We start from the raw sequence: 20698 nt of genomic DNA on the forward strand, positions 1-20698 counted from the left end.
TGTCGGTTACGCGCCGAGTTCGTTGTCGAGCAGGCTGAACAGCTCGTCGTCGTCGGCTGCGGCGATGTCGTCGTGGAGGGTGGTCGCGGTGCCGGCCTCGGTCTCAGCCTTGGTGAGATCAGCGAGCAGCGACCGCAGTCGCAACGCGATCCGGTTGCGAGTGCTGGCGCTCGGCGATCCGGCCGCCAGGGCGGCCTCCAAACCGGCCAGCTCGGCTTCGCCGTCGGTGACTTCCGGAGCCAGCTGTACGCGCAGCGCCTCGGCCAGGGCCACCGGGGTCGGGTGATCGAAGATCAGGGTCGGTGCGAGGCGCAGCCCGGTGTCGGCGGCCAGGCGGTTACGGAATTCGACAGCGGTCAGCGAGTCGAACCCGAGCTCCTTGAACGCCTTGGTGTCGCCGACGTCGGTGTGGCCCAGCACGGCCGTCGCCTGCGTGCGGATCAGGCTCAGCAGGGCCCGGGTCTGCTCGGCCGCCGACAGTGCCGCGAGCTGCCTGCTCAGGGCCTTGTCGCGTGCGCCGGTGCGGGTGGTGGCCGGTTTCGGGCGGGGCGTCGCGAGCTCCGGCAGGCGGCCTGCCGCGGCCACCACCAGGGATGCGCCGGTGGTGAGTGCGGCGTCGAAGAGGTCCAGCGCGGCCGCCGTCTCCAGTGGCTCGACGCCGCCGCGCCGCAACCGGTCCCGGTCCATGCCGGTGAGCGCCCCGCCCATGCCCCCGGCCCACAGGCCCCAGGCAATCGACGTGGCCGGCACGCCTTCGGAGCGCAGCCGGGCCGCGTACGCATCGAGGAACGCGTTCGCCGCCGCATAGTTGCCCTGGCCGGCGTTGCCGAGCAGGCCGGCGATCGACGAGAACAGCACGAACGCGGCCAGCGGCCGGTCGGCGGTGGCCGCCCGCAGGTTCGTTGCGGCGTCCACCTTGGCGGCCAGCACCGACTCGAAACGGTCAGGGGTGAGCGAGGTGATGGTGGCGTCGTCGGTCACCCCGGCCGCGTGCAAGACCGCGCTGACGTGCACATCCTTCAGCAGGTCGTGGACGGCCCGGGCGTCGGCCAGGTCGCAGGCCGCCAGGCGCACGCCGGCGCCGGCGGCGGTCAGCTCGGTGACCAGGTCGGTGGCGCCAGGGGCGCCGGGGCCCCGGCGGCTGACCAGCAGCAGATCCTTCACGCCGTGGGCGGTTACCAGGTGCCGGGCCAGGGCCGCACCGAGCGCTCCCGTCGCGCCGGTGAGCACTACCGTCCCGGTACCCAGTCCGGGCAATCCCGGTCCGGCCGGGCCCGAGGCGGCCGCTCCCTTATCTACCGCGCCCGGTTGCGCCGCTCCCCGGTCCGCCGTTTCCAGGGCCGCCGACGCTTCTCTTTCCGCCGCGCTCGGTTTCGCCGCTTCCCTTTCCGCCGCGCCCGATTCCGCCGCTTCCCTTTCCGCCGCGCCCGATTCCGCCGCTTCCAGGCTCGCCGCTGCCCTTTCGGCAGCGCTCAGTTCGGTGGTCGCCGGTGACGGGTGGCTCGATGAGGCCGTGAGGGCGGTCAGGCGCGGTGCCAGGACGACGCCGTCGCGGACGGCCGCTTGCGGCAGCCCGGCGGCGAGGATCCCCGGAACGAGCGGGCTCGCGTCCGCGTCCACCAGCGTGATCCGGCCCGGGTTCTCGGTCTGCGCCGAGCGGACCAGCCCCCACAGCGTGGCGTGGGTGAGGCCGGGCACCGGATCGGCCGGGCCGGTGGCGACCGCACCGTAGGTCAGAACGATCAGCTGACTGTCCGCCCAGGCCTGATCGGCAGCCCACTGTTGCAGCACGCCGAGCGCGGCGGGCAGCGCCGCACGCACCGGCCACGGGTTGGTGGCGTCGAGCACCACCACGGGCGCGACGGCGGCCGGCAGCGGCTCACCCAGCGGCAGGTGCAACCACCCGGTCGTGTCCCCGTCCCCGCTCACCGCCGTCTGCTGCCACTGCACGGTCCGCAGGCCGGTCGCGGCGGCGGGCAGCGGACGCAACGCCACCCGGTCGACGCCTCCCACCGGCAGGCCGGCCCGATCGGCGAGTTCCAGGCGCACACCGTCGGCACCGTCCGGTGACAGCCTCGCCAGCAGCCGGTCAGCGCCGCCGGTGACGAGCCGGACCCCGGTGAACGCGAACGGCAGCCGCACCGTGTCGACGAGCCGTCCCGCGGCGACGGCGTGCAGCACGCTGTCGAGCACGGCCGGGTACAGCAGGAAACCTTCGGCCGGGTCGGGCGCCTCGATCTCGGCGTACACCTGCGTGCCGGACCGCCACGCCCGGCGCAGGCCCTGGAAGGCCGGTCCGTACCCGAGGCCGGCGTCGGCCATCGCCGGGTAGAAGCCGTCGAGGTCGATCTCGTCGGCGTCCGCCGGGACGGTCACCGTGCCCGGCTCGGCACCGTCGTCCGGGGCCAGCAGGCCGGAGGCGTTCGCCGTCCACACGTCGTCCTCGCCGGTCCGCGAGTGGACGGTCACCGGCCGCCGGGCGCCGTCGACAGGCTCGCCGACCGTGACCCGTACCTGCACGGTCGCCCGATCCGGCAGGTCCAGCGACGTCTGCAGCAGCAGCTCGTCGAGGACCGGGACACCGGCAGGCGCCCCGGCGGCGAGCGCCATCTCAGCGAGCGCGGCGCCGGGGACGACCGGACGGCCGTGGACGGTGTGGTCGAGCAGCCACGGGTGGGTGGCGGCGCTCAGGGTGCCGGTGAACAGCACCAGGCCGGCGCCGGGGATCTCGGTGCTGGCGCCCAGGATCGGGTGCCCGGTTCCGGTCAGGCCGAGGCCGGCGACGTCGGCGGTGACGCCGGTGCGCGGGCGCGGCCAGTACCGCCGGTGCTGGAACGGGTAGGTCGGCAGTTCGGCGTGCGCCCGGCCGATGACGGCCGGCCAGTCGACGTGCTGGCCCCGCACCCACAGTTCGGCAAGCGCGGTGAGCAGGGTGTCGACCTCGCCGCGGTCGCGGCGCATCGCGGGCACGCCGCCGGTGAGGGTGCTGAGCACGGCGTCCGGGCCGAGTTCGAGGATCCGGTCGGTGCCCAGTCCCGCCGCGGTGTCGATGAACCGCACGGTGTCCCGCACGTGCGACACCCAGTACTCCGGGTCGGCCCACCGGCCTTCACCGTGGAACGCCAGCGTCCGCACGACCTTCCGGAAGTCGTCGAGCATCGGCTCCATCAACCGCGAGTGGAAAGCATGGCTGGTCTTGAGCCGCGTCGTCTTCCACGGCCCACGTTCCAGAGCAGCGATGTCAGAACCGCCACCAGGCCCCGCCTCACCCGCCGCCGGTTCCGTGACGCCGCCAGAATTAGCCACACCCAACGCCAGATCCGCGACCCCGCCGGAAACGGCCCCACCCGACGCCAGATCCGCGTCGTTGCCGGAAGCGGCGTCGCCCGAGGCCGGATCCGTGTCGCCGCCGGGAGCCGCCTCGCCCGCCGGCAAGGCCGCGACGCCACCGGCAGCAGCCTCATCGCCCGACGTGGCCGGGAGGAGACCTGCGACGACAACCGACGACGGGCCGTTGACCGCTGCGATGTCCAGATCCGGGAACGCCGCCCGAACCTCCTGCTCAGACGCCTGTACCGCGACCATCACACCGCCCGCCGGGAGGGCCTGCATCAACCGGGCACGTGCCGACACCATCGTCGCCGCATCCTCCAGCGACAACACACCGGTCGCGTAGGCCGCTGCGATCTCACCGATGGAATGACCGGCGTAGACATCAGCCTCGACACCCCAAGAGCGGATCAACGCCAGCAGGGCGATCTCGACGGCGAAGATCGACGGCTGCGCCCACCCGGTCTGGTCCACGTCCAGATCCGGGATGTCCAGCAACGCGGTGACCTCGTCGAACGCGGCCTTGTAGACCGGGAACGTCTCGTACAGCTCCCGACCCATGTTCAACCGCTGCGAACCCTGGCCGGTGAACAGGATCGCCAGACGGTCCTCGGAGGCCACTCCCCGGATCGTCGACTCGCCGAGCACGACGCTCCGGTAGGGCAACGTGGCCCGGCTCGTCAGCGCTCCGGCCAGACCCTCGATCGAGGTGTCGAGCCGCTGCTCCATGGATTGCAGTGCGTCCGGATCCGCGGCGCTCAGCACGATCGGCGCATGCGGGAGCACGTCAATCTGTGCCGTCTCGACAGGCGGCGCGGCTTCGAGGATCACGTGCGCGTTGGTGCCGCTGATCCCGAATGACGACACTGCAGCACGTCGCGGTCGATCTGTTGGCGGCCACTCACGAGTTGACGTCAGCACATCAACATTGCCGGCCGTCCAGTCAACATGTGCAGTGCGTACGTCAACATGGAGCGTCGACGGCATGACACCGTGCCGCATCGCCTCGACCATCTTGATCACACCGGCCACACCGGCCGCCGCCTGCGTATGACCGATGTTCGACTTGACCGAACCGATCCACAACGGTGACTGACGATCTTGGCCATAGGTGGCCAGCAACGCCTGCGCCTCGATCGGATCACCCAGCGACGTGCCCGTGCCGTGCGCCTCGACCACATCCACATCAGCCGTCGTGAGCCCACCGGCGGCCAGCGCCTGCCGGATCACCCGCTGCTGTGACGGCCCGTTCGGCGCCGTCAACCCGTTGGACGCGCCGTCCTGGTTGACGGCGCTGCCACGGACGATGGCGAGCACCGGATGCCCGAGACGGCGGGCGTCGGACAACCGCTCCACCAGGAGCATGCCGACACCTTCCGACCAGCCGGTCCCGTCGGCCGCGTCCGCGAACGACTTGCACCGGCCGTCCGGCGACAGCCCTCGCTGGCGGGAGAACCCGACGAACGTCGCCGGTGTGGCCATCACGGTGACCCCACCGGCCAGCGCTGCATCGCACTCGCCGTTACGCAGGGCCTGGGCGGCCAGGTGCAGTGCGACCAGTGACGAGGAGCAGGCGGTGTCGACGGTGACAGCCGGTCCTTCCAGGCCGAACGTGTACGACACCCGTCCGGACGCGACGCTCGCGCTCGTACCCAGGAAGCCTTCGGCATTGTCGGTCGACTGGTCGAGCACCAGACCGTAGTCGTTGTACATGACGCCGACGAACACTCCGGTCCGCGACCCACGCAGGCCGAGCGGGTCGACTCCGGCCCGTTCGAAGGCCTCCCATGACGTCTCCAGCAGCAACCGGTGCTGCGGATCCATGGCGAGCGCCTCACGCGGCGAGATCCCGAACAGCCCCGGGTCGAAGTCCGCCGCGCCGGCCAGGAACCCGCCGTGCCGTGTGTAGGAGGTGCCCGGGTGCGCCGGGTCCGGGTGGTAAAGGTTGTCCAGGTCCCAGTCGCGGTCCTCGGGGAACGGCACGATGCCGTCGCGTCCGGTGAGGACCAGGTCCCACAGGTCGTCCGGCCCGGTCACTCCCCCGGGGTAACGGCAGGCCATGCCGACGATCGCGATCGGCTCGCCGGGGTCGGCGACGTCCGTCGTCTGCTCCCGCCCGACGAGTTCGCCGGAGACGTCCGTCGCCTGCTCACGGCCACCGAGTTCGCCGGAGAGGTACGCCGCCAGCGCGGTGACCGTCGGATAGTCGAAGGCCAGCGTCGACGGCAGCCGCAGTCCGGTAGCCGTGGCCAGCCGATTGCGCAGCTCGAGCGCGGTCAGCGAGTCGAAGCCCAGCTCGGTGAACGCCCGCCCGACAGCGATCCGGTCCGCGCCGGCGTGGCCGAGCACCTCAGCGACCTGGGCTCGAACCAGCCCGCGCACGGCGGCGTCGCGCTCCTCCGTGGGCAGCCCGGCCAGCTGCCGCCCGAGCAGGCTGGTGGCGCGATTGGCGGCGCGGCCGGGCACGAGCGCTTCCAGCATCGTTGGGACGACCGGCGCCGACCGCATAGCCGCTGTGTCGATGCCGAGCGCCGCGACGACCGGCAGGCCGCTGCCCACCGCCGCGTCGAACGCCGCCAGCCCCTGCTCAGCACTCAACGGCACCACGCCACCGCGCCGCATCCGCTCCCGATCGGAATCGGTCAACGCGGCGCCCATACCGGCGTCCCACAGGCCCCAGGCGATCGACGTCGCCGGGACACCCTCAGCGCGCAGTTCCTCGGCGTAGGCGTCGAGGAAAGCATTCGCCGCCGCATAATTGCCCTGGCCGGCGTTACCGAACAGACCAGCCGCCGACGAGAACAACACGAACGCCGCCAGCTGACCGGTAGCCGCGTGCAGATTCCGGGCCGCGTCCACCTTGGCCCGAAAAACCGTCGCCAGCCGCTGCGGCGTCAGGTCAGTGAGCATCGCGTCGTCGAGGACACCGGCCGCGTGCACGACCGCTGTGACCCGCTCACCACGCAGTGCCTCTTCCAGGGCCGCAGCATCACCGAGATCACACGCGACCGTCCGGACCTCAGCCCCGTCGATCGACATCGGCTTCGCCGACCGAGAGATCAAAATCAGCCGGGGTACGCCGTGCGCCCGCACCAAATGCTCAGCGATCATCCCGCCGAGCGTGCCGGTCGCACCCGTCACCACCACAGCACCGTCACCGAAGTCCGGCACACCCGACGACTTCAGACGACCCAGCCGCGGCACCAGCACCTGACCGTCACGCACCCGCGCCTGCGGCACCGGATAGAACACGTCCTCCGGCCCGTCCAACAGGAAAATCCGGTCCGGATGCTCCGACTGGGCGCTACGAACCAAACCCCACAACGCACCCGCATCAGCACCACCATCGGTGCGAATCACCAACCGCGACCCCGACCACACCGGATCGGCCAGCCACTGCTGCAACAACGCAAGCAACGCAGCAGCACGATCCAGAACACCACCGGCAGCACTCGCATCGACCACCAACACCCCCGCCGGCCGGTTCTCCGCCAGGCCGTCGACCACCAGGCCCGCGGGCCGCGTTTTCGCAGGCTCGTCAACCATCAACATGTCGACCGGCGAACTCTCCCCGACCAGCGGGCTCTCCGCAGCCGTGTCGGACTTGAGCCCCTCGGCCGGCGACGGTAGGGGCTCGCCCAGGGTGATGGCCGGGGCCGGTGCGCCCTGCACCTGCTGCGGCACCCATTCGACGCCGAACAGCAGGCGATCGGCGGTGGCGCCGGGGCGCTGCCCGTTGACCGGCCGCAGGACCAGGCCGTCCACCTCGGCGACCGGCAGCCCGGCCGCGTCGGCGAGTGCCAGCCGGACCCCACTGCCGCCCGCGGTGAGCCGGACCCGCAGGTTCGGTCCCGCAGGACGGGCCAGCCGAACCCCGGAGAACGAGAACGGGAGATGGGCCCCTTCGGCGGGAAGCAGGCCACTCACGCCGACCGCATGCAGTGCCGCGTCGAACAGGGCCGGGTGTAGTCCGTAGCCGTCGACCTGTTCACCGGTCGTTACCTCGGCGAACACCGTGTCACCGGCCCGCCAGGCTCGCCGGAGCCCGCGGAACGCCGGGCCATAGCCGAGGCCGGCATCCGCGAACGCCTCGTAAACGCCAGCCAGATCGAGTTCCTCGGCCTCGGCCGGCGGCCAGACCACCAGGTCGGCGGCGAGGTCAACCGAATCCACCATGGGGGCGAGCACACCGGTCGCGGTCACTGTCGTTCCGTCCGCGTCACCGGTGTAGACCGTGAATGTCCGCCGTCCTGCCTGGTCCGCCTCCTCCAGCAGGACGCGCAGCCGGGCCGGCAGGCCGATTGGCTCCCGCAGCACCAGTTCCTCGACGGCCGGGACGCCGGCGCGGGCGCCCACCGCCAGAACTATCTCGAGCAGCGCCGCGCCGGGGACGATCGGAGCGCCGTGTACCCGGTGGTCGCCGAGCCAGGCCTGGCTGCCGAGAACACCGGTGAACAGCAGCGCCCCCGAGCCGGGCAGTTCGATCGCCGCACCGAGCAGCGGATGGCCGACGTCGTCAAGACCGGCGGCGCTGAGGTCGCCCGTGGGCGCGCTCGGCGCAAGCCAGAACCGCTGGTGCCGGAACGGGTAGGTGGGCAGGTCATCTCGCGGCCCGTCACCGAGAACAGCGGCCCAGTCGACGTGCTGACCCTGGACCCACAGGTCCGCTGCAGCGCTGAGCAAGGTTTCCACCTCGCCGCGGTCGCGGCGCATCGCCGGCACGCCGCCGGTGAGGGTGCTGAGGACCGCGTCGGGACCGAGTTCAAGGATCCGGTCGGTGCCGAGCCCAGCAACGGTGTCGACGAACCGCACGGTGTCGCGCACATGCGACACCCAGTACTCCGGGTTCGCCCACGGGCCGTCACCGTGGAACGTCAGCGTCTCGACGACCTCCCGGAAGTCGTCGAGCATCGGCTCCATCAACCGCGAATGGAACGCGTGACTGGTCTTGAGCCGCGTCGTCTTCCACGGCCCCCGCTCCAGCTCCGCGATATCGGACGCCAACGACAACCAACCGGCCGCCCCACCCGCCGAAGAGAACCGAACCCTCGCCTCACCATCGGGCGAAGACTGAGCCGCCGACTGAACATCCAGCGAAATCCGGGCCGCCACGTCACCAGCCGACGAGAACCCAACGCCCGCCGCACCCGCCGAGAAGGACCCAACGCCCGCGTCACCAGCCGACAAGGACCCAACGCCCGCCGCACCCGCCGACGAGATTCGGGCTGCTGGGTCGCCCGCCAGCAGATCCGGATCGAGACCCGCGACCACCACCGACCTCGGGCCGTTGATCGCCGCGATGTCCAGGTTCGGATACGCCGCCCGGACCTCGTCGGCCGACGCCTGCACCGCGACCATCACGCCCCCGGGCGGCAGGGCCTGCATCAACCGGGCACGAGCCGACACCATCGTCGCCGCGTCTTCGAGCGACAGCACACCGGAGGCAAAGGCGGCGGCGATCTCACCGATCGAGTGACCCGCGTAAACGTCAGCCTCGACACCCCACGAACGGACCAGAGCCAGCAGGGCGACCTCGACCGCGAAGATCGACGGCTGCGCCCAACCCGTCTGGTCGACATCCAGATCCGGAATGTCGAGCAGGGCGGTGACCTGATCGAACGCCGCCCGGTAGACCGGGAACGTCTCATACAGCTCACGGCCCATACCCGCACGCTGCGAACCCTGACCCGTGAACAGGACCGCCAACGAAGCCGAACGTGCCTCACCGCGACGGAACTCACCAGTACCCAGCGCCACCGCACGATGCCTCAACACGGCACGAGCCGCCAGCGCACGACCCGCCTCTTCGGTCCGTGCGACACGGTCCTGCATGACATCCAGCACATCCGCATCGGCGGCGCTCAACACGATCGGGACGATCGGCAACCTCGACGTCGCGACTGTGTCGACGGACGGACCAGCCTCCAGAATCACGTGCGCATTCGTGCCACTGATCCCGAACGACGACACAGCAGCACGTCGCGGCCGATCAACAGACGGCCAGTTACGTGTTGACGTCAACAACTCAACATTGCCGACAGTCCAGTCAACCTGTGCCGACGGCGAATCAACATGAAGGGTCGACGGCATGACACCATGCCGCATCGCCTCGACCATCTTGATCACACCGGCCACACCGGCCGCCGCCTGCGTATGACCGATGTTCGACTTGACCGAACCCAGCCACAACGGCGACTGACGACCCTGGCCATACGTCGCCAGCAACGCCTGCGCCTCGATCGGATCACCCAACGACGTTCCCGTGCCGTGCGCCTCGACCACATCCACATCAGCCGTCGTGAGCCCACCGGCGGCCAGCGCCTGCCGGATCACCCGCTGCTGCGACGGCCCGTTCGGCGCCGTCAGCCCATTGGACGCGCCGTCCTGATTGACCGCCGAACCCCGCACCACGGCGAGCACCTGATGACCCAGCCGCTTCGCGTCGGACAGCCGCTCCACCAGCAGCATCCCGACGCCCTCGGACCAGCCCGTGCCGTCGGCGCCGTCCGCGAACGACCGGCACCGCCCGTCCGGCGACAGCCCGCGCTGCCGGGAGAAGCCGATGAACGTGTTCGGCGTCGCCATCACCGTCACACCACCGGCCAGCGCCGCATCACACTCGCCGTTACGCACCGCCTGCGCCGCCAGGTGCAGCGCCACCAGCGACGACGAACAGGCGGTGTCGATGGTGACAGCCGGCCCCTCCAGGCCGAACGTGTAGGCGATCCGGCCCGAGGCGACGCTGCCGGAACCGCCGATGGCCAGAAAGCCTTCGACGCCCGGAGGAACCTCGGCCGTCTGCGAGCCGTAGTCGTGGTACATGACGCCGGCGAACACGCCGATCCGCCGTCCGCGCAGGCCGAGCGGGTCGATGCCGGCCCGCTCGAACGCCTCCCACGACGTCTCCAGCAGCAGGCGCTGCTGGGGGTCCATGGCGAGCGCCTCACGCGGCGAGATCCCGAACAGGTCGGGGTCGAAGTCGGCGGCGCCGCTGAGGAAGCCGCCCTCCCGGGTGTACGAGGTACCCGGGTGGTCCGGGTCGGGGTGGTACAGGTTGTCCAGGTCCCAGCCGCGGTCGTCCGGGAACGGGCCGATGCCGTCGCGGCCGGAGAGCACCAGATCCCACAGGTCGCCGGGGCTGTTCACGTCGCCGGGGTAGCGGCAGGCCATGCCGACGATGACGATCGGGTCGTCGTCCGCCCGGACGGTGCCGACCGTCTCGACGGCCCGCTCCCCGGAGTGCGACAGCTGCCCGGCGAGGAAGCCGGCGAGCGCGGCCGCGTTCGGGTGGTCGAAGGCCATCGTCGACGGCAGGCGCAGCCCGGTGGCGGCGGCGAGCCGGTTGCGCAGCTCGACGGCGGTCAGGGAGTCGAAGCCGAGGTCGGTGAACGCGCGTTCGGGGTCGACCTCGTCGGTGGAGCCGTAGCCGAGCACTCCCCCGACGTGACGGGTGACGAGAGTGCGGAGAGCCCGGAGGCGTTCCGGTTCGGGCAATCCGGCCAGCCGCTGGGCGAGCGGGTGCTCCGGCACGGCCGTGGCATGGACCGGGACCAGACCGCTGAGCAGTGCGGGAACGTGGTCGGCGGCCCGCAGCGCGATGGTGTCGATGCCGAGCGCCGCGACGACCGGCAGGCCGCTGCCCACCGCCGCGTCGAACGCCGCCAGCCCCTGCTCAGCACTCAACGGCACCACGCCACCGCGCCGCATCCGCTCCCGATCGGAATCGGTCAACGCGGCGCCCATACCGGCGTCCCACAGGCCCCAGGCGATCGACGTCGCCGGGACACCCTCAGCGCGCAGTTCCTCGGCGTAGGCGTCGAGGAAAGCATTCGCCGCCGCATAATTGCCCTGGCCGGCGTTACCGAACAGACCAGCCGCCGACGAGAACAACACGAACGCCGCCAGCTGACCGGTAGCCGCGTGCAGATTCCGGGCCGCGTCCACCTTGGCCCGAAAAACCGTCGCCAGCCGCTGCGGCGTCAGGTCAGTGAGCATCGCGTCGTCGAGGACACCGGCCGCGTGCACGACCGCTGTGACCCGCTCACCACGCAGTGCCTCTTCCAGGGCCGCAGCATCACCGAGATCACACGCGACCGTCCGGACCTCAGCCCCGTCGATCGACATCGGCTTCGCCGACCGAGAGATCAAAATCAGCCGGGGTACGCCGTGCGCCCGCACCAAATGCTCAGCGATCATCCCGCCGAGCGTGCCGGTCGCACCCGTCACCACCACAGCACCGTCACCGAAGTCCGGCACACCCGACGACTTCAGACGACCCAGCCGCGGCACCAGCACCTGACCGTCACGCACCCGCGCCTGCGGCACCGGATAGAACACGTCCTCCGGCCCGTCCAACAGGAAAATCCGGTCCGGATGCTCCGACTGGGCGCTACGAACCAAACCCCACAACGCACCCGCATCAGCACCACCATCGGTGCGAATCACCAACCGCGACCCCGACCACACCGGATCGGCCAGCCACTGCTGCAACAACGCAAGCAACGCAGCAGCACGATCCAGAACACCACCGGCAGCACTCGCATCGACCACCAGCACGGCGGTGTACGAGCTTTCTGCGGCCGTGCGGGACTTGAACACCTCGGTCGGCGACGGCAGGGGCTCACCCAGGGTGATGGCCGGGGCCGGTTCGGCCCGGAGGATCTGGGGGGTCCAGTCGACGCCGAACAGCAGACGGCCGGCGGCGTTGGCCACCTGAGCGGCCGTGTACGGGCGCAGCCGCAGTTCATCGATGCGCGCGACTGGTAGCCCGGTGTCGTCGGTGAGGAGTAGCCGTACCCCATCGTTGTTGTCGCCGGGAGTGAGGCGGACCCGCAGCGTGCCGCCTGCGGGGCCCATCAGCTGCGTGCCGGTGAAAGCGAACGGCAGGCGCGCCCCGTCGGCCGACGGTAGCAACCGGCCGGCGCCGATCGCATGCAACGCCGCGTCGAGGAGGACCGGATGCAGGCCGAAACCGTCGACCGGCTCGTCCGTCGCCACCTCGGCGAACACCGTGTCACCGGACTGCCAGGCCCGCCGCAGCCCCTGGAACGCCGGGCCATAAGCGAGGCCCGCGTCGGCGAACGCGTCATACAGCCCGTCGAGCGGCAACTCGGTGGCGCCGCGTGGCGGCCACACGATCAGGTCGTCGTCGGCGGTCGTGGCCGCAACGGTGAGGGCGCCGGTGGCGTGCAGGGTCCACGGCGTGTCGTCGTCGGGGCGGGAGTGGATGGTGATCTGGTTGCGGCTGTCGGTGGCCGGTTCGATCGTGGTGCGCAGTTGGGCGCCGCCGGTGGCGGGCAGGGTGAGCGGGGCCTGGAGGATCAGCTCGTCGAGCGAGGGCGTGCCGGTCCGGGCGCCGGCGGCGAGGGCGATGTCGGCCAGGGCCGCGCCGGGTACGACGGTGGCGCCGAAGACGCTGTGGTCGGCGAGCCACGGGTGGCCGGCGATGGAGAGGTATCCGGTGAAGACGACGGTGTCGGTGCCGGGCAGGGCGACGGCCGCGCCGAGCAGGGGGTGTCCGGTTCCGGTCAGGCCGAGCCCGGTGGCGTCGGTGGCCGGGCGGTTCCGGCGCAGTGGCCAGAACCGCTGGTGATCGAACGCGTATCGGGGCAGACCGATGAGTCGTCCGCCGCCCAGGACAGCTCGCCAGTCGACGCGCTCACCCCTCACGAAGAGCTCCGCGACTGCGGTCAGCAGCGTCTCGGTCTCGGGCCGGTCGCGGTGGAGGACGGCGACAGCGGTCAGGCTGGGGTCGATGTCGCGGATCAGGTTGGTCAGGACGGTGTCGGGGCCGAGTTCGAGCACACGGTCCGCGCCGAGCCGGGCGGCGGTGTCGGTGAACCGCACGGTGTCCCGCACATGCGACACCCAGTACTCCGGGTTCGCCCACGGGCCGTCACCGTGGAACGTCAGCGTCTCAACGACCTCCCGGAAGTCGTCGAGCATCGGCTCCATCAGGCGCGAGTGGAACGCGTGGCTGGTCTTGAGCCGTGTCGTCTTCCACGGCCCGCGCTCCAGCGCGGCGATATCGGAACCGCCATCGGGCCCCGCCTCACCCGACACCACATCCGCAGCGCCGCCGAGCGCGGCCCCACCCGCCGCCGCGATGCCATCCGCCGTCGAATCGGTGACGCCACCACATGCGGCCTCGTCCGGAGGCAGGTCCGCGACGCTGTCAGGGGCGGCCTCACCCGCTGGCAGGGCCGGAGCCCAGCCCGCGACGACCACCGTTTTCGGGCCGTTGACCGCTGCGATGTCCAGGTCCGGGTAGGCCGCTCGCACCTCGGCTTCCGAGGCCTGCACGGCGATCATCACGCCCCCGGGCGGCAGCGCCTGCATCAACCGGGCCCGGGCCGACACCAGCGTGGCCGCGTCCTCCAAAGACAGCACGCCGGTGGCGTAGGCAGCGGCGATCTCACCGATCGAATGACCGGCGTAGGTGTCGCCTTCGATGCCCCACGAACGGACCAGCGCGAGCAGCGCGATCTCCAGCGCGAAGATCGACGGCTGCGCCCAGCCCGTCTGGTCGACATCCAGATCCGGAATGTCCAGCAGCGCCGTGACCTCGTCGAACGCCGTCCGGTAGACGGGGAACGTCTCGTACAGATCGCGGCCCATGGCGGCCCGCTGTGAACCCTGGCCGGTGAACACGATCGCCAGGCGACCCTCGGACGCCACGCCCCGGAACGTCACGTCACCGAGAGCGACCGCCCGGTGCGGCAGCAGCGCCCGGCTCGTCAACGTCCACGCCGCGTCGGCGGACACGGTGAGCCGCTCGATCCGGCCGGCCAGCGCACTCGTGGTCGGCGTGCCGTCTAGCCGCTCGACCTGGCCGGCCAGCGCACCCGCGGTCGACGTGCTGTCGAGCCGCTCGATCTGGTGGGTCAGCGCCCCCTCGGTCGCCGCGCTGACGACCATCGGGACGATCGGCAAGGACGACTCGGTCGCCACCACCTCGTCCGCGGGAACCTCTTCGAGGATGACGTGCGCATTCGTGCCGCTGATCCCGAATGACGACACGGCCGCACGTCGCGGCCGGTCGACAGACGGCCAGTCACGTGTTGACGTCAACAACTCAACATTGCCGACAGTCCAGTCAACCTGTGCAGACGGCGCGTCAACATGAAGCGTTGACGGCATGACGCCGTACCGCATGGACTGGACCATCTTGATGATGCCGGCGACACCGGCTGCCGCCTGGGTATGACCGATGTTCGACTTGATCGAACCCAGCCACAACGGTGACTGACGCTCCTGGCCATATGTCGCCAGCAACGCCTGCGCCTCGATTGGATCACCCAGCGACGTCCCGGTGCCGTGCGCCTCCACGACATCGACATCGACCGGTTTCAGGCGAGCGGCGGCCAGCGCCGCCCGGATCACCCGCTGTTGCGACGGGCCGTTCGGTGCCGTCAACCCGTTCGACGCACCGTCCTGGTTGACCGCCGAACCGCGCACCACGGCGAGCACCGGATGCCCGTGACGCTTCGCATCAGACAGCCGCTCGACAAGCAGCATCCCGACACCTTCACCCCAGCCGGTCCCGTCGGCCGCGTCTGCGAACGACTTGCACCGCCCGTCCGCCGACAGTCCACGCTGCCGGGAGAAGCCGACGAACGTGCCGGGCGTCGCCATCACCGTCACACCACCGGCCAGCGCCGCATCACACTCGCCGTTACGCAGCGCCTGGACCGCCAGATGCAGCGCCACCAGCGACGACGAACACGCGGTGTCGACCGTGACGGCCGGACCCTCCAGCCCGAACGTGTACGAGATCCGCCCGCTGGCGATGCTGCCGCCGGTACCGAGGAACCCCTCCACCTCGGCCTCGGCCTGTTCCAGCACGGTCGCGTAATCGCCGTACATGATGCCGACGAACACGCCGGTCCGGGATCCGCGCAGCGACCGCGGATCGACCCCGGCCCCTTCGAACGTCTCCCACGACGTCTCCAGCAGCAGCCGGTGCTGCGGATCCATCGCCAGCGCCTCACGCGGCGAGACCCCGAACAGCGCCGGATCGAACGCGCTCGCGTCGTCGAGGAAGCCGCCCGCCGCGGCGTAGGTGGTGCCCGGGTGGTCCGGGTCCGGGTGGTACAGGTGCTCCAGGTCCCAGCCACGGTCGGCGGGGAAGGCGCCGACCGCGTCGCGCCCGTTCACGACCAGGTCCCACAGCTCGTCCGGGCTGTTCACCCCGCCCGGGTACCGGCAGGCCATGCTCACGATGGCGATCGGTTCGGCGGAGGCCGGTGTGGCGCGGGCCGGTTCGGCGGAGTCCGGTGTGGCGCCGGCCAGTTCGACGGCGAGGTGCCCGGCCAGGGCGGCGGCGTTCGGGTAGTCGAAGACGAGCGTCGACGGCAGCCGCAGCCCGGTCGCCGCGGCGAGCCGGTTGCGCAGTTCCACGGCGGTCAGCGAGTCGAACCCGAGTTCACTGAAGGCGCGTGCGGGGTCGACGTCGTCGGCCCGCGCGTAGCCGAGCACGTCGGCCGCCTGGGTTCGGACCAGGCCGAGGACGGCGGTCTCGCGCTGGTCGGCGGGCAGTCCGGCGAGGCTGCGGCCCAGGGCGGTGCCGGCGGCCGGGCGGGACGGGGCGCGAACCAGGCCGCGCAGCAGTTCGGGGGCGCCGGTGGCATCGCGCAGCGCGACGGTGTCGACGGCCAGCGGCACGACCAGCGGGGTGTCGGCGCCGAGCGCGGCGTCGAAGGCGGCCAGGCCCTGCTCGGTGGTGAACGGCAGGACACCACCACGGCGCATCCGGTCCCGGGCCGCCTCGGTGAGCGTCTCGCCCATGCCGGCGTCCCAGAGTCCCCAGGCGAGCGAGGTCGCCGGAATGCCGCGGCCGCGCAGGTGGGTGGCGTAGGCGTCGAGGAACGCGTTGGCGGCCGCGTAGTTGGCCTGGCCGGCGTTGCCGAACACGCCCGCCGCCGACGAGTAGAACACCATGGTGGCCCGGCCGCCGGTGGCCGCGACCAGGTTGCGGGCCGCGTCCACCTTGGCCCGGAAGACCGTGGCCAGCCGCTGTGGCGTCAACGACTCCAGGGTGCCGTCGTCGAGCACACCGGCCGCGTGCACCACCGCGGTGACCTGCTGGTTCTCCAGCGCGGCGGTGAGCGCCACGGCATCGGCGACGTCACAGGCGACCGTGCGGACCTCGGCCCCGTCGATCATCGTCGGCTGCGCCGACCGGGAGATCAGGATCAGCTTTCGTACGCCGTACGCCCGCACCAGATGCTCGGCCACGATCCGGCCGAGAGTGCCGGTCGCGCCGGTGACCACCACCGGTCCGTCCCCGAGACCGGCCGGAGTGCCGGCCGTGACCCGCGTCAGGCGCGGCACCCGCACCACCCCGTCGCGCACCAGCGCCTGCGGCACCGGATAGAAGACGTCGGAAGGCCCGTCGAGCAGGTGGATCCGGTCCGGGTTCTCGCTCTGCGCGGCCCGGATCAGCCCCCACAGCGCCCCGCCGTCGGGGTCGGAGATCTCGTCCCCGGCCGCCCCGTGCGTGCGAACCACCAGCCGGGAGTCACTCCACGCCGGGTCAGCCAGCCATTGCTGCATCACGCCGAGCAGGGCCGTCGCCCGGTCCAGGGCGTCCCCCGCCACGGTCACGCCGCTCAGCGCGGTTGCGTCCCCGGGCACGCTCGTATCGGCCCGCTCACTTGCGTCGTCCAGAAGACTTGCGCCGGTTGGCGCGCTCGCGGTGGTCGTTGCGGTCGCGTTGATCAGTAGCACCGGCGCCGGGGCGGGCAGCGGGTCGCCGAGCCGGATCGCCATCGGTGTCTCTGCCGGGGCGATCTGCTGGGCGGCCCATTCGATGCCGAACAGGTGCCGGTTCTGGCCGGCCCCGGCCGGCCGCAACTGGAGTCCGCCGACCTCGACGAGCGGCAGCCCGGCCGCGTCGGCGAGCAGCAGCCGGACGGTGTCCGTGCCGTCCGCGCGGGTCAGCCGGACCCGTAGTTGGGCGGCGGCCGTTCCGGTGACGCGCACCCCGGTGAACGCGAACGGCAGCCGCACCTCGGTGCCGGGCAGCAGGTCGCCGGCGCCGATGGCGTGTAGCGCCGCGTCGAACAGCGCCGGGTGCACCGCGAAACCGTCGGTGGTCTGGTCGATCGCCACCTCGGCGAAGATCGTGTCGCCGGCCCGCCACACCCGCTGCAGGCCGCGGAACACGCCGCCGTACGCGAGCCCCGCCTCGGTGAGGTCCGCATAGAGGGTGTCGATCGGGATCTCGTCGGCGCCCGGCGGCGGCCAGGCCACCAGGGTGAGGTCGGGTTCGGCGGGAGCGGCCGGGGCGAGCGTGCCGACGGCGTGGGTGGTCCACTCGTCGGTGTCCTCGGGCTGGGCGTACACGGTGACGGCCCGCCTGTTCGTGTCGTCGGCTGCGCCCACACGCACCTGGATGCGGATGCCGGTGTGCGGTGGCACGACCAGCGGCTCCCGCAGGACCAGTTCCTCGACACCGTCCATCCCGAACCGGCGGCCGGCGGCCAGGACCAGGTCGAGCAGGGCGGTGCCGGGTACCAGGACGGCGCCGTGCACCCGATGGTCGGTGAGCCAGCCCGGCGACCCGGCGGCGAGACGACCGGTGAGCAGGGCGCCGTCGCCGTCGGCGAGCAGGGTGGCGGCGCCGAGCAGCGGATGGTCGGAGGTGAGCAGCCCGGCGGTGGTGACGTCACCGGTGTCGGCCGCGGTGTCGAGCCAGTAGCGCTGATGAGCGAACGCATACGTGGGAACGTCGGCGGGCCGGTGCCCGGTGCCGTCGAAGAGCGCGCTCCACCGGACGTGCTGCCCCCGAACGAACAGTTCGGCGACCGCGGTGAGCAGCGTCTCGACCTCGGACCGTCCCCGGCGCAGCGCGGCCACGGCGGGAAGGTCCGGTTCGATGTCGCGCACGAGGTTCGCCAGAACGGTGTCCGGCCCCAGTTCCAGGATCCGGTCCGCGCCGAGTCCAGCCACGATGTCGGTGAAGCGCACGGTGTCGCGCACATGGGACACCCAGTACGAAGGGTCGGCCCAGACGCTGTCGCCATGGAAGGTCAGTGTTTCGACGACCTCGCGGAAGTCGTCGAGCATCGGCTCCATCAGCCGGGAGTGGAAGGCGTGGCTGGTCTTGAGCCGGGTGGTCTTCCACGGCCCGCGCTCCAGCTCGGAGATGCCGGTGAGCCCACCGGCCGGAGGCGAATTTCCGGCCGCCTGACCGGCCGCCGCAGTCCGGGCCGCCCCGTCCGCCCGCGGTGGGAAGCGGAGCGCTGCCTCGTCCGCCGGTAGATCCGGGTCGAGGCCGGCGACCACCAGCGACGCCGGGCCGTTGATCGCTGCGATGTCCAGCGACGGGTAGGCCGCCCGGACCTCGTCGACCGACGCCTGCACGGCGACCATCACGCCACCCGAGGGCAGCGCCTGCATCAACCGGGCCCGAGCCGACACCAGTCTGGCCGCATCCGCCAGCGACAGCACACCCGTCGCGTAGGCGGCGGCGATCTCACCGATGGAGTGACCGGCGTAGACGTCGGCCTCGACACCCCACGAGCGGACCAGGGCGAGCAGCGACACCTCGACCGCGAAGATCGACGGCTGCGCCCAGCCGGTCTGGTCGGCGTCCAGGTCGCCGGGGATGTCCAGCAAGGTGGTGACCTCGTCGAACGCCGTCCGGTAGATCGGGAACGTCTCGTACAGCTCGCGGCCCATGTCGAGACGCTGTGAACCCTGGCCGGTGAACACGATCGCCAGCCGGCCCTCGGCGGCGACACCCTGAACTGTCGTGTCGCCCAGCAACACGGCCCGCCGCTCGAGCATCGCCCGGGAGCTGAGCACCGCAGCCACGTCGAGCACCGGCGCGGCGGTCTCCCGTACACGCGAGATCTGGTTCTCCAGAGCGACCGCGGACCTGGCCGAGATCACTCGCGGCACCACCGGCAAGGAGACCGTCGCCTCGGCAGGCGCCGGCGCCGTCGGCGCCTGTTCGAGGATGACGTGCGCGTTGGTGCCGCTGATCCCGAACGACGACACAGCAGCACGTCGCGGCCGATCAACAGACGGCCAGTTACGTGTTGACGTCAACAACTCAACATTGCCGACAGTCCAGTCAACCTGTGCCGACGGCGAATCAACATGAAGGGTCGACGGCATGACACCATGCCGCATCGCCTCGACCATCTTGATCACACCGGCCACACCGGCCGCCGCCTGCGTATGACCGATGTTCGACTTGACCGAACCCAGCCACAACGGCGACTGACGACCCTGGCCATACGTCGCCAGCACCGCCTGCGCCTCGATCGGATCACCGAGTCGTGTCCCGGTGCCGTGTGCCTCGACCACGTCGACATCGGCGGCGGCGAGCCCGGCCGACGCCAGCGCGGCCTTGATGACCCGCTGCTGCGACGGCCCGTTGGGCGCCGTCAGCCCACTGGACGCACCGTCCTGGTTGACCGCCGACCCGCGCACGACGGCGAGGATCGGATGGCCGTGCCGCTGGGCGTCGGAGAGACGTTCGACCAGCAGCATGCCGACGCCTTCACCCCAGCCCGTACCGTCGGCCGCGTCCGCGAACGACTTGCACCGCCCGTCCGCGGCGAGCCCGCCCTGCCGGCTGAACTCCACGAACGTCGTCGGCGTCGCCATCACGGTCACGCCGCCGGCCAGCGCCAGGTCACATTCGCCGTTGCGCAGCGCCTGCCCGGCGAGGTGCAACGCGACGAGCGATGACGAGCAGGCGGTGTCGACGGTGACGGCCGGGCCTTCGAGACCGAACGTGTAGGCGATGCGCCCGGACGCGACGCTGCCGGAGTTGCCGTTGCCGAGGTATCCGGCGACCCCGTCGGGCAGGTCGAGCGGCCGGGAGCCGTAGTCGTGGTACATGACGCCGGCGAACACGCCGGTACGCGGGAACGGCACCGCGGTCGGGTCCATGCCGGCCCGTTCGAACGCCTCCCAGGTGGTCTCCAGCAGCAGCCGCTGCTGCGGGTCCATGGCGAGCGCCTCACGCGGCGAGATCCCGAACAGGTCGGGGTCGAACCCGGCGGCGTCGCGCAGGAACCCGCCTTCGAGCCGGGCGCCGCCGTCGAGTTCGCCGGTCTCGTGGTCGTAGAGGCCGTCGATCTCCCAGCCGCGGTCGTCCGGCGGGTCGCCGATGGCGTCGCGGCCGGACGCGACGAGCCGCCACAGGTCCTCCGGCCCGGTGACACCGCCGGGATACCGGCAGCTCATCGCGATGATGGCGAGGGGTTCGCTGCCGCGGTACTCCAGTTCCTCGACCCGGCGGCGGGCGGCCCGCAGATCGGCGGTGGCCCGCTTGAGGTAGGCGAGGTACTTCTCCTCGTTGGCGCCGGCGGCGTCGCTTGCGGAGGTCATGTCGGAACCGCTTTCGGGT

General features: G+C 71.5%; 1 protein-coding gene. It reads right to left on the bottom strand.

Translation table 11 applies throughout. The features are described from left to right. Positions 1-6 precede the first annotated feature (6 nt). Positions 7-20679: an SDR family NAD(P)-dependent oxidoreductase gene (locus tag ACQPZW_RS31835; protein WP_433789718.1), complete on the bottom strand. Its 20673-nt coding sequence runs from the start codon at positions 20677-20679 to the stop codon at positions 7-9. Between the last annotated feature and the right edge of the window lie 19 nt (positions 20680-20698).

Source organism: Actinoplanes sp. CA-252034, assembly GCF_050956125.1.
GTDB lineage: Bacteria > Actinomycetota > Actinomycetes > Mycobacteriales > Micromonosporaceae > Actinoplanes.